Annotated in this window: 10 protein-coding genes; 5 read left to right on the top strand and 5 right to left on the bottom strand. The window is 73.1% G+C overall.

All coding sequences use genetic code 11. The features are described from left to right. The first annotated feature begins 1 nt into the window (after position 1). Genes ABD875_RS14095 through ABD875_RS14080 form a run of 4 tightly spaced genes read left to right on the top strand, consistent with a single transcriptional unit; the run spans position 2 to position 4,294 of the window. Positions 2–847: a hypothetical protein gene (locus ABD875_RS14095; protein ID WP_345178035.1), complete on the top strand. Its 846-nt coding sequence runs from the start codon at positions 2–4 to the stop codon at positions 845–847. Further along, a complete protein-coding gene (locus ABD875_RS14090) occupies positions 844–1,926 on the top strand; it encodes an energy-coupling factor transporter transmembrane component T (RefSeq protein WP_345178033.1) in 1,083 nt (360 codons plus the stop codon). Before ABD875_RS14095 ends, ABD875_RS14090 begins: the two co-directional genes overlap by 4 nt. Continuing rightward, a complete protein-coding gene (locus ABD875_RS14085) occupies positions 1,923–3,494 on the top strand; it encodes an ABC transporter ATP-binding protein (RefSeq protein ID WP_345178030.1) in 1,572 nt (523 codons plus the stop codon). Before ABD875_RS14090 ends, ABD875_RS14085 begins: the two co-directional genes overlap by 4 nt. Then, positions 3,491–4,294, top strand: coding sequence for an ECF transporter S component (locus tag ABD875_RS14080; RefSeq protein ID WP_345178028.1), 804 nt, complete (start codon positions 3,491–3,493; stop codon positions 4,292–4,294). Before ABD875_RS14085 ends, ABD875_RS14080 begins: the two co-directional genes overlap by 4 nt. Here the strand turns inward: ABD875_RS14080 and ABD875_RS14075 are convergent. The 3 genes from ABD875_RS14075 to ABD875_RS14065 all read right to left on the bottom strand — a co-directional run bounded on the left by ABD875_RS14075 (position 4,281) and on the right by ABD875_RS14065 (position 6,792). Next, positions 4,281–5,447, bottom strand: a complete 1,167-nt coding sequence (locus tag ABD875_RS14075; RefSeq protein ID WP_345178025.1) for a PQQ-dependent sugar dehydrogenase — start codon at positions 5,445–5,447, stop codon at positions 4,281–4,283. The genes ABD875_RS14080 and ABD875_RS14075 overlap by 14 nt on opposite strands. Positions 5,448–5,541: 94 nt before the next feature. Continuing rightward, entirely contained in the window at positions 5,542–5,757 is a 216-nt protein-coding gene (locus ABD875_RS14070) for a hypothetical protein (RefSeq protein WP_345178023.1), read from the bottom strand. Positions 5,758–5,916: 159 nt separating this feature from the next. Then, positions 5,917–6,792 carry an EamA family transporter gene (locus tag ABD875_RS14065; RefSeq protein ID WP_345178021.1) on the bottom strand — a complete coding sequence of 292 codons (876 nt, stop codon included), beginning with the start codon at positions 6,790–6,792 and terminating at the stop codon, positions 5,917–5,919. 47 nt (positions 6,793–6,839) lie between these two features. Here ABD875_RS14065 and ABD875_RS14060 point away from each other — a divergent pair, with 47 nt between their 5' ends. Continuing rightward, on the top strand, positions 6,840–7,928 hold the full coding sequence (locus ABD875_RS14060; protein WP_345178019.1) for a WD40/YVTN/BNR-like repeat-containing protein: 1,089 nt from the start codon (positions 6,840–6,842) through the stop codon (positions 7,926–7,928). A 4-nt stretch (positions 7,929–7,932) separates the two neighbouring features. Here the strand turns inward: ABD875_RS14060 and ABD875_RS14055 are convergent, their stop codons facing one another. Both ABD875_RS14055 and ABD875_RS14050 read right to left on the bottom strand, forming a co-directional pair. After that, a complete protein-coding gene (locus ABD875_RS14055) occupies positions 7,933–10,458 on the bottom strand; it encodes a glycoside hydrolase family 65 protein (protein ID WP_345180512.1) in 2,526 nt (841 codons plus the stop codon). 26 nt (positions 10,459–10,484) lie between these two features. Then, a complete protein-coding gene (locus ABD875_RS14050; protein WP_345178016.1) occupies positions 10,485–11,204 on the bottom strand; it encodes an HAD family hydrolase in 720 nt (239 codons plus the stop codon). Between the last annotated feature and the right edge of the window lie 581 nt (positions 11,205–11,785).

The following is an 11,785-nucleotide window of genomic DNA, read 5'->3' as shown; positions in this document are numbered from 1 at the left end:
CGTGCTGCGCACCGGTGCGCGCATCGCCGCCGCGGTCCTCCTGACCGCGGCGGCGTACGCCGCGACCCCGGTCGCCGCCGCGTCGGCGGCCGGCTGCTCGACCGCCGACGGCGTGACGGTCGTCGTGGACTTCCACGAGCTCGGCGGCGGTGTGCAGACCGGCTGCGTCTCCGACGGGGCGGGGGACACGGCCGCCAGCCTGTTCCCCGCTGCGGGGTTCTCGCTGTCGTTCGTGCAGCGCCAGCCGGGCTTCGTCTGCCGGGTCGACGGGGCGCCCGCCGACGACCCGTGCGTGAACACGCCGCCGGCCGACGCCTACTGGGCCCTGTACTGGTCCGACGGGAAGTCGGGCAGCTGGACGTACGCGACCTCGGGCGTCGGCGGCCTGCGGGTCCCCGACGGCGGGTACGTCGCGCTCTCGTGGCAGGGCAGCGCCGCCCGGTCGGCACCGGGCCTCACGCCCAGCCCCCATGCCAGTGCGACGCCGAGCTCCACCCCGACGCGCACCCCCGCGCCGTCCGCGCAGCCGTCGCAGCACGCGTCGACCGCCCCGAGCACCGCCGCGGGCGCGCCGTCCGAGTCACCGACGGCCTCGCCGTCCGCGGCCGGGGAGAAGAAGCCGCGCGGCGAGAAGTCCCGCACGCCGAAGCCGATCGCCTCCGAGACCCCGTCGGCCGCCCCGACCGCGGAGACCTCGGCCGACGCCGTGCCGACCGCCGCGGAGCCCGGCGACCCCGACGACGGCGGACTGCCCGCGTGGGTGGCCCCGGCCGTGATCGCCGCCCTGTTCGCCGGCGCCGGTGCGGCGGCCGTCGTACGTCGCCGCCGCGGGGTGCCCGGCGCGTGAGCGCCCGCACGTCGCGCGACCTGCACCCGCTGGCCTGGTGGCTGTGGGCGCTGGGGCTCGCCGGCGCCGCGTCGTTCACGACGAACCCGCTGATCCTGCTGATGCTGGTCGGCGTCGCCTGGCTGGTCGTGGTGCTGCGCCGCTCCGACCAGCCGTGGGGCCGCTCGTTCCGCATCTACGTCTGGCTCGGCGTCTGCATCGTCGCGGTCCGGGTGGCGTTCGCGCTGTTCCTGGGCGGCAACTGGCTCGGCGGCCGGGTGCTGCTGGACCTGCCGACCATCCCGCTCCCGGACTGGGTCGCGGGCATCACGCTGCTCGGCCCGGTGTACGCCCAGGCGCTGCTGTTCGCGCTGTACGACGGGCTGCGACTCGCGGCGATCGTGATCATGATCGGCGCCGCGAACTCGCTGGCGAACCCCAAGCGCGTGCTGCGCTCCGTGCCGCCGGCCCTGTACGAGATCGGCACCGCGCTCGTGGTCGCCGTGACCGTGCTGCCGCAGTTCGCCGAGAGCGCGCGCCGGGTGCGCGCCGCGCAGAGCCTGCGGGCGGGGGACACCCGCCGGATCGGGCGGCTGCGCCGGTTCCTCGTGCCGGTGCTGGAGGACGCGCTCGAGCACTCGATGGCCCTGGCCGCGGGCATGGACACCCGTGGCTACGGTCGCGCCGGCGACCTCAGCCGCGCGCAGCGGCGTACGACCGGGGCCTTGATGCTCGCCGGGCTCTGCGGGATCTGCGTGGGCACCTATGCGTTCCTCGACACGACCGTCCCGCGGCTGCTCGCGCTGCCGATGCTCGGTCTCGGCCTCGCCGCCGCGGCCGCCGGGCTGGTCACGGCGGGCCGCCGGGTCGAGCGCACCCGCTACCGGCCCGACCGCTGGCGCGGGCCCGAGGTCGCGGTGGTCGCCTCCGGCCTGCTCGCCGGCGCGATCGGCTGGTGGATGAGCCGCAACCAGCTCGACGTCGCCTACCCCTCCCTCGAGGTGGTGCCGACGGTCAGCGCCGCCGCGCTGGTGCTGGTCGTCGTTGCGCTGGCCGGCCCGTTGGCCACCCCGTCTCCGCGGCTGGCGGTGGCGACGTGATCGAGCTCCGGGGCATCCGCTTCACCTACGACGACGGCCCGGCCGTGCTCGACGGGGTCGACCTGAGCATCGACGAGGGCGAGCTGGTGCTGGTCTCAGGCCCGACCGGCGTCGGCAAGTCCACGCTGCTGGGCGTCGTCACTGGGCTGGTGCCACGGTTCAGCGGCGGGACCCTCGATGGCGACGTGCTGCTCGACGGCGTCAGCATCGTGCACGCGCCACCGCGCGACCGCGCCCACGCGATCGGGTACGTCGGGCAGAACCCCGCGGCGGGCTTCGTGACCGACACGGTCGAGGAGGAGCTCGCCTACGGCATGGAGCAGCTCGGCCTCCCCGCCGAGACCATGCGCCGCCGTGTCGAGGAGACACTCGACCTGCTCGGGATCGCCGACCTGCGCAGCCGCGACCTGCGCACGCTGTCCGGCGGGCAGCAGCAGCGGGTCGCGATCGGCTCCGTGCTCACCATGCACCCGCGGCTGCTGGTCCTCGACGAGCCGACGTCCGCGCTCGACCCGACCGCGGCCGAGGAGGTGCTCGCCACGCTCACCCGGCTGGTGCACGACCTCGGGGTGTCGGTGCTGCTCGCCGAGCACCGGCTGGAGCGCGTCGTCCCGTTCGCCGACCGGATGTGCCTGCTGGAGGGCGCCGGACGGGTACGCGTCGGCGAGCCCGCCGCCCTCCTGGCCGACTCGCCCGTCGTGCCGCCGATCGTGGACCTCGGCCGGGCCGCCGGCTGGAGCCCGCTCCCGCTCAGCGTCCGGGACGCCCGCCGCCGGGCGCGCGGGCTGGCCGACCGGCTCGGTGCGCCGCCCGTGGTGGCCGAGGACGTCGCGTCCACCGCGGTCGACGTACGCCGCCTCGCCGTCGAGCACGGCCGGACCGTCGCCGTGCGTGACGTCGACCTGACGCTCGGCACCGGGCGCGTCACCGCGCTGATGGGGCGCAACGGCTCCGGGAAGTCCTCGCTGATGTGGGCATTGCAGGGCGGCGGCCGGCGCAGCGGCGGCACGGTGTCGGTCGGCGGCGCCGACCCGGCAGGGCTGACCCCGGCCGGCCGGCGCGAGCTGGTCGGGCTGGTGCCGCAGAACGCCGCCGACCTGCTCTACCTCGAGACCGTCGACGAGGAGTGCCTGGCCGCGGACGGCGGCACCGGCCGGGCCCGCGACCTCCTCGAGCGGCTGGTCCCGGGCATCCCCGGCGACCAGCACCCGCGAGACCTGTCGGAGGGGCAGCGGCTCGCCCTGGCGCTGGCCCTGGTGCTCGTCGCCCGGCCGCGGGTGCTGCTGCTCGACGAGCCGACCCGCGGTCTCGACTACGCCGCCAAGCACGTGCTCGCCGGCATCCTGCGCGACCTCGCCGACGCGCAACATGCGGTGCTCGTCGCCACCCACGACGTGGAGTTCGTGGCGCTGGCCGCCGACGACGTCGTGGTGCTCGCCGAGGGCGAGGTGGTCTCGTCGGGTCCGGTGCGCCGCGTGGTCGCCGAGTCGCCGTCGTTCGCCCCCCAGGTCACCAAGATCCTCGGGCCGCCGTGGCTGCGGGTCGACGAGGTGGTGGCGGCCCTGTGAGCGCACCGGCCGTCCGCGTCTCGCCGCGGTCGATCCTCGTCATCGGCGTCGCCTCGGTGGCGGGGCTGATCATGCTGTGCTGGCCGCTGCTGCTGCGCGTGCCCGACGGCGCCCGCGTGGACCCGCCGTTCCTGTTCGTGCTGCTGCTGCCCGTCGTGATCGCGGTCGTGCTCGCCGAGCTCAGCGAGGGCGGCCTGGACAGCCGCGTGCTGGCGATCCTCGGCGTCCTGTCCGCGGTCAACGCGATCCTGCGCGGGCTCTCGCCGGGCCTGGCCGGCGTGGAGCTCACGTTCTTCCTGCTGGTGCTCGCCGGGCGGGTGTTCGGCCCCGGCTTCGGCTTCGTGCTCGGCTGCACGTCGCTGTTCGCGTCGGCCCTGCTCACCGCGGGCGTCGGGCCGTGGATGCCGTACCAGATGCTCTGCTCGGCCTGGGTCGGCATGGGGGCCGGCCTGCTGCCGCGCCGGTTCACCGGACGCGCCGAGATCGCGGTGCTGGCGGCGTACGCCGTGGTCGCGTCGTACGTGTTCGGGCTCTTCATGAACCTCTCGAACTGGCCGTTCCTGCTGGGCGTGCAGGTCTCGGGCCACGAGGGCTCGCTGTCCTACGTCGCGAACGCGCCGCTGCTGGAGAACCTGCACCGGTTCCTCGTCTACACGCTGCTGACCTCGACCGGTGGGTGGGACACGGTCCGCGCGATCACCACGACGGTCGCGATCGTGGTGCTCGGCCCGGCGATCCTGGCGACGCTGCGCCGCGCCTCGCGACGCGCGACCGTGACCGGCGTGGTCACGGGTCGATGAGCAGGATCTTGTCGTCCCCGTCGTTCGGGAAGCCCCGTCCGTCGGTGTTGCTGGTCATCACCCACAGCCGGCCGTCGGGAGCGACCGCGACCGTGCGCATCCGGCCGTAGCGACCCACGAAGAAGTCGGCGGGGTCGCTCGCGCGCTTGCCGCTCACGTCGACGCGCCAGAGCCGCTCGCCGCGCAGCGACGCCATCCACACGTGGCCGTCCAGCCAGGCCAGGCCCGACGGTGACGCCACGTCGGTCGGCCACACGACCTGCGGGTTCGTGAAGTCGCTGTCGTCGCCGCGGCCCTCGACCGCCGGCCAGCCGTAGTTGTCCCCCTTCTCGATCAGGTTCAGCTCGTCCCAGGTCTGGCTGCCGAACTCGGAGGCCCAGAGCCGGCCGTCGTCGTCGAACGCCAGGCCCTGCACGTTGCGGTGCCCCCAGGTCCACACCAGCGAGTCGAAGGGGTTGCCGGGCGCCGGGTCGCCGTCGGTCGTCATCCGCAGGATCTTGCCGCCGAGGCTGCTCCGGTCCTGGGCCAGGTCGGGGTTGCCCGCTTCGCCGGTCGAGGCGTACAGGAAGCCGTCCGGGCCGAACGCCAGCCGCCCGCCGTCGTGGATCGAGCCCTGCGGGATGCCCTCCACGATCACCCGGGGGGTGCCGAGCCGGCCGCCGCGGAGCTCGGCCTTGACGATCCGGTTGTCGGAGCCGGAGCTGAAGTAGAAGTAGAGCAACCGGTCGCTCGCGAAGTCCGGCGACACCGCCACGCCCAGCAGACCGGCCTCGCCGCCGGAGTCGCCCAGGCCGACCGCCGCCTCGATCGTGCCGGCCTGTGTGACGTCGTACGACGGCGCGCGCAGCAGCAGCACCCGCTCGGTATCGCGCTCGGTGACCACGGCGTCGCCGTTCGGCAGGAACGCCAGGCCCCAGGGCGAGGTGAGCCCCGTCGCGATCGCCTTCACCACGCGGGGCGGGCCGGGCCGGTCGGTGCCCCCGGACGTCACCGGGTCGGCGGGCTCCGTCGACTGCGGCGCGGCGGAGTCGGCCGTCGGGGTCGCGGTGATCGTGTCGTCGTCCGGCGGCTGGCCCTCGTCGGAGCCGGTGCACGACGTCAGGAGGGTCGCGGCCAGGATCGCGGCAGCGGCGCTGCGCAGCACGGTCGGCATGCGGTCGATTGTGCCCGACCGCCCTGAAGGGGCAGGACGGTCGGGATCGCTGAGCTCACCGGGCGGCCAGGGAGAGGTGACACGCCCGGCGAGCTCAGCCGTTCGCGGCCTGGGCCACGACCTCCGACATCGCAGTCCCGCGCCGCGCTGCGAGGAACTCGGCGACGTCGTCGCGCTCGGCACGTCGTTGGGCCAGAACGGTGGAGGCGATCATGGCGTTGCGCCGGGCGCCGAGCTGCGACTCGACCGGCCAACGCCGAACCGCACCCCAAGGACGGAGCAGGGTGCGGTCGAACAGGTGGGTGAACATGCGGTGCTCCCCCTGGATCCCGAGGACTGTGAATCAAGCTGAGTGCGTCAAACCTAGGGAGCGGCCGAGACACGCGCGTCAACGTCGTGTGACGGTTGCGTGAATTCGGGCCAGGGGACCCAGCCGTGGTCAGTCGGGGCCAGTCGGGGCCAGTCAGGGTCAGTCGGGAGCGGGCGCCACGGTCCGCTGCGACCGGGTCGCGCCGACGGAGGCGATGATGATGAACACCATCGCGAGCCACTGCTCGCCGGTGAGGAACTCGTCGAGCACGAGGATGCCGGCGAGCGCGGCCGCGGCCGGCTCGAGGCTCATCAGGATCGAGAACACCGACGCCTTCATGGTGCGCAGCGCGACCATCTCGCAGCTGTACGGGATCACCGACGACAGCAGCCCGACCAGGGCGCCGATCATCAGCACGCGCGGGTCGAGGAGGTCGGAGCCGCCCACGCCGATCGCGGCCGGGGTGAGCAGCAGCGCCGCGACCACCGAGGCGACCGCGAGCCCGTCCAACCCGGGCCAGCGCCGCCCGGTCTGCGCGCTCAGCAGGATGTACGCCGCCCAGCACGCCCCGGCGACGAGCGCGAACACCACGCCCGCGACGTTCAGCGACCCGCTCCCGCCGCTGAGCCCGAGCACCGCGACGCCGAGGGCGGCGAGCGCGACCCACACGAGGTCGCGGGACCGCCGGGACCCGACCACGGCGAGCGTGAGCGGGCCGAGGAACTCCAGCGTCACGGCGACGCCGAGGGGGATCCGCTGGAAGGACTGGTAGAACGACCAGTTCATGACGCCGAGCGTCGTACCCAGCGTCACCGCGGCCATCCAGTCCCCGCGCGAGCGTCCCCGCAGGGCCGGGCGGGCGACCAGGACCATGATCAGCGCGCTCGTCGCCAGGCGCAGCCAGACGATCGTGGTCGGCGCGACCTCGTCGAACAGCGACTTCGCGACGCTGGCGCCGAACTGCACCGAGAGGATGCCGAACAGCACCAGCCAGACCGGGGAGATCACCAGGTGCGATGAGTTCCTGGTGGCCACCGGGTCAATCTAGACGGCAGAGTGGGTGCAACAGATCGGAGGGTGCAATGGCAGACCGGACGCTCCTGATGGTGGGGACCCGCAAGGGCCTCTGGATCGGAACCTCGGACGAGGCGCGCGCGGACTGGGAGTTCACCGGTCCGCACTTCGACATGGAGGAGGTCTACTCCTGCCTGATCGACACCCGCGGCGACACCCCGCGGCTGCTCGTCGGGTCGTCGTCCTCGTGGCTCGGGCCGCAGGTCTGGCGCTCCGACGACCTCGGCGCGAGCTGGCAGGAGACCCCGAACGGCGCGATCCGCTTCCCCGACGACACCGGTGCCAAGGTCGAGCGGGTCTGGCAGCTGGTCGCCGGCTCCGAGGACGGCGTCGTGTACGCCGGGACCGAGCCCGGTGCCGTGTGGCGGTCGACCGACCGCGGTGAGACCTTCACGCTCGAGCGGGCGCTGTGGGACCACCCGCACCGGCAGGAGTGGGGTGCCGGCTTCGGCGGCCAGGCGTTCCACACCGTGCTCCCGCACCCCACCGACCCCCGGTCGGTGACCGCGGCGATCTCGTCGGGCGGCGTCTACCAGACCAACGACGGCGGCGAGAGCTGGGAGGCGCACAACCACGGGGTGAAGGCCGAGTTCCTGCCCGAGGGCGCGCAGTACCCCGAGTTCGGCCAGTGCGTCCACAAGATCACCCGGCACCCGAGCCGCCCCGAGCGGATGTTCATGCAGAACCACGGCGGCGTCTACCGCTCCGACGACCACGGCGCCACGTGGGTCTCCATCGCCGACGGGCTGCCGGCGGACTTCGGCTTCCCGATCGTCGTGCACCCGCACGAGCCGGACACCATCTACGTGTTCCCGCTCAACGGCTCCGGTGGCCGGTACCCGCCCGACGGCGAGGCCGGGGTCTGGCGCTCGCGCAACGGTGGAGACACCTGGGAGAGGCTCGCCCAGGGGCTTCCCGACACGTTCTACGTCGCGGTGATGCGCGACGCGATGTGCGCCGACGACCACCAGCGGGCCGGGATCTACTTCGGCGGACGCAACGGGGCGGTGTGGGGCTCGGCGGACGAGGGTGAGTCCTGGTCCCAGGTCGTCGCCGACCTCCCCGACGTGATGGTGGTGCGGGCGGCGGCGATCTGACGACCTAGGTCGAGGCGCCCGCCGACGGGGGTTCCGGGAGGTACGACGGCAGCTCGCCGAGGTCGGCGTCCTCGTGCGGCTGGATCGGCTCCGGGACACCGGCGGTGATCGTGCTGCCGTCGGCGCGGACCCCGCCGATGACCGGGTGGTCGCCGAGCAGGCCGTCGATCCGGGGACCCTGGTCGGCCAGCGGCACGACGACCGGCTCACCGGGGGAGACGACGTACGGCCGGCCGCGCACGAGCAGCGGCACGTCGCGCTCGCCGCTCTCGACGGTGAACGCGATCTGGTCCTCGTCGAGCTCGATGAGGACGCGGGAGCCCTGCCAGCTCAGCCGGAACCGCAGCCCTTCCCACGCCTCGGGGAGCCGTGGGTCGAACGACAGCGCACCGCCGTGGTCGCGCATGCCGCCGAAGCCCTGGACCAGCGCGCCCCAGACGCCGCCTGTGGAGGCGATGTGGAGGCCGTCGACGGTGTTGCCGTGCAGGTTCATCAGGTCGACGTACAGCGCCTGGTGGAAGTAGTCCAGCGCCGCCTCGTGGTACCCCACCTCGGCCGCGATGACGGACTGGACGACCGCCGACAGCGTGGAGTCGCCGGTCGTGATCGGGTCGTAGTACTCGAAGTCGGCGCGCTTCTCCTCGGGCGTGAAGCGGTCGCCCTGCAGGAACAGCGCGAGCACCACGTCGGCCTGCTTGAGCACCTGGAACCGGTAGATCACCAGCGGGTGGTAGTGCAGCAGCAGCGGGCGCAGCTCCTCGGGTGTCTGGGAGAGGTCCCACACCTCGCGGTCGAGGAAGAAGTCGTCCTGCGGGTGGATGCCGAGGCCCGCGTCGTACGGGATCGTCATGCCGTCCGCGCAGCGGCGCCACTCCTTCACCTCGGCCGGGTCGACGCCGAGGCGCGCGGACATCCGGACGTACTCGTCGGGACGCTCGTCGCGCATCCACTCCACGGCGTCGGCGGCCACCTCGAGGTTGTAGCGAGCCATCACGTTCGTGAAGAGGTTGTTGTTGACGACGGTCGTGTACTCGTCGGGCCCGGTGACGCCGTGGATGTGGAACGACTCGTCGCCGTTGCTGCGCCAGAAGCCCAGGTCCGCCCACATCCGGGCGGTCTCCACGAGGATGTCGATGCCCTCGCGCACCAGGAAGCCGCGGTCGCCGGTGGTGAGCACGTACTTCATGAGCGCGTAGGCGATGTCGGCGTCGATGTGCACCTGCGCCGAGCCCGCGGCGTAGTACGCCGACGCCTCCTCGCCGTTGATCGTGCGCCACGGGAACATCGCGCCGCTCTGCGCCATCTCGCGGGCCCGCTCCCGCGCGGCCGGCAGCAGCACCGAGCGGAAGTGCAGGACGTTACGCGCCACCTCCGGCTGGGTGTAGGTCAGGAACGGGATCACGTAGATCTCGGTGTCCCAGAAGAAGTGGCCCTCGTAGCCCGAGCCGGTGACGCCCTTGGCGGGGACGCCGAGGCCGTCGGTGCGGGCGCTCGCCTGGGCGAGGCTGAAGAGGTTGAAGCGGGCGGCCTGCTGGATCGCCGGCTGCCCCGGGATCTCGACGTCGGCGGCAGCCCAGAAGTCGGCGTACCAGCGGCGCTGGTCCTCCATGTAGTGCTCGGCCCCGTGCCGGGCGGCCCGGTCGAGGGTCCGGTCGCACCGGTCCGCGAGCTCCCGGACCGGGACGTCGCGCGAGGTGTGGTAGCTGACGACCTTGGTCAGCCGCACCACGTGGCCCTGCGTGGCGTCGACCCGGAACACGGTCTTGGCCTGGTCGTCGTCGGCGCGCTCGACGACCTCGTGCTCGTCGACGGTCTCGAGGTCGTGGTCGGCGGCGACGGCGATCGTCATGCCGGAGTGCGCGCACTGGTAGCCCAGCAGCATCCGCTCCGAGGTCACGTTGCTCATCCGCGGCAGCAGCACCCGGTCGGCGAACGCGGCCGCCTTGCGCGGGTCGACCGGCGCACCGGAGGGGTCGGTCGGCATCCGGTACTCGTCGATCCCGTCCTGGCGGTTGAGGATCTGCGACGAGATCACGACCGGGGCGTTGCCGCTGAGCAGCTCGACCTCCAGCGTGTAGATCGCCAGGTGCCGCTGGCTCATCGACACCATGCGGGTGCTGTCGATGCGCACCCGCTTGCCTGACGGCGTACGCCAGATCAGGTGCCGGCGCAGGACGCCGTCGCGGAAGTCGAGGCGTCGCTCGTAGTGCTCGAGGTCGGAGGTGCCGAACGTCAGCGGCTCGTCGTCGATGTAGAGCTTGAGCGTCGTGGTGTCGGGCGCGTTGACGATCGTCTGCCCGGTCCGCGCGAACCCGAACGCCGCCTCCGCGTGCCGGATCGGCCAGGTCTCGTGGAAGCCGTTGACGAACGTGCCGTGGGCGTACGCCGGCCGCCCCTCCTCGGGCGTGCCGCGCATGCCGAGGTAGCCGTTGCCGACCGCGAACAGCGTCTCGGTCACGCCGGCGTCGTGCGCGCGGTAGCCGGTCTCCACGAGCGCCCACGGGTCGACCGGGAACCGGCCTCGGTCCATCGGATCGGGGCCGATGTGCTGCTTGTTCACTGAGCTCCTCCCGGCACCAGCTCGGCGAGGTCGGAGACGACGACGCTCGCCCCGGCGTCGGTCAGGGCACCTGGTCCGACGCCCCGGTCGACGCCGACGACGGCGCCGAAGTGGCCGGCCGCGCCGGCGCGCACGCCGGAGACGGCGTCCTCGAGCACGACCGACTCCGCGGCCGTCGCGCCCAGGACCTCGGCGGCGTGCAGGAACGTGTCGGGCGCCGGCTTGCCCGGCAGTCCCAGCTCGGTCGCCACCGCGCCGCTGACCACGGTCTCGAACCGGTCGCTCAGCCCGGCGGCCTCGAGCACCGCGGGGGCGTTGACCGACGAGGAGACGACGGCCAGCGGGAGGCCGAGGGCCTGCAGGTGGTCGAGGAGGAGCACCGAGCCGGGGTACGGCTCGACGCCGTCACGCTCGAGCACGGCGTTGAACGCGTCGTTCTTGCGGTCCCCGAGCTCGACCACGCGCTCCTGCGGCGCGGGGATCCCGCGCGAGGTGAGGAAGTCGCGCACCCCGTCGTACCGCGGCTTGCCGTCGACGTGGGCGTAGTAGTCGGCGTCGGTGTACGGCGCGGTGTCACCCTCGCCGTCCCAGGACTCGAGGAACGCGTTGAACATCTCCGACCACGCGCGCATGTGCACGATGGCCGTCGGCGTCACCACTCCGTCCAGGTCGAACAGCACGGCTCGGTAGTCGGTCCAGTTCAGTGAGGAGCTCACTCGGAAGAGGCTATGGGGTCGACCGTCCGAGTTGCACGCGGGCACCCATGGAATGTCGGCTGGCTGCGGGTTCGCTCGGTTGGGGCGCCGACAGGGCTTTTACGCGGGTACGGCGGGTTCGGGCTGGCGCTGCTTCCCGGCTTTCCGGCCGCTTCTGCGGTGGTTGAGGTGCGAGCGCTAGCGAGCCTCGAAACCACCCGACCGTCGGTTGGCTGCGGGTGGGTTCGGGTTGGCGCTGCTTCCCGGCTTCCGGTCGCTTCTGCGGTGGTTGAGGTGCGAGCGCCAGCGAGCCTCGAAACCACCCGACCGTCGGTTGGCTGCGGGTGGTCTCGGGTTGGCCGCCGTTAGGGCTTTGACGCGGGTGTGGTGGGTTCGGGTTGGCGCTGCTTCCCGGCTCACCGGCCGCTCCTGCGGTGGTTGAGGTGCGAGCGCTAGCGAGCCTCGAAACCACCCGACCGTCGGTTGGCTGCGGGTCCGCCGTGGTTGGCCGCCGACAGGGCTTCTACGCGGGTGGGGTGAGCCGTCCTGACGTTCCCGGACACCTGTTCTGAGGGGGAGACTCCTCGGAGAGAGGAGTCCGT

It is taken from the genome of Nocardioides caricicola (assembly GCF_039541135.1).
GTDB classification, from domain to species: Bacteria; Actinomycetota; Actinomycetes; order Propionibacteriales; family Nocardioidaceae; genus Nocardioides; species Nocardioides caricicola.
This window is presented reverse-complemented; position numbering and strand designations above follow the sequence as displayed.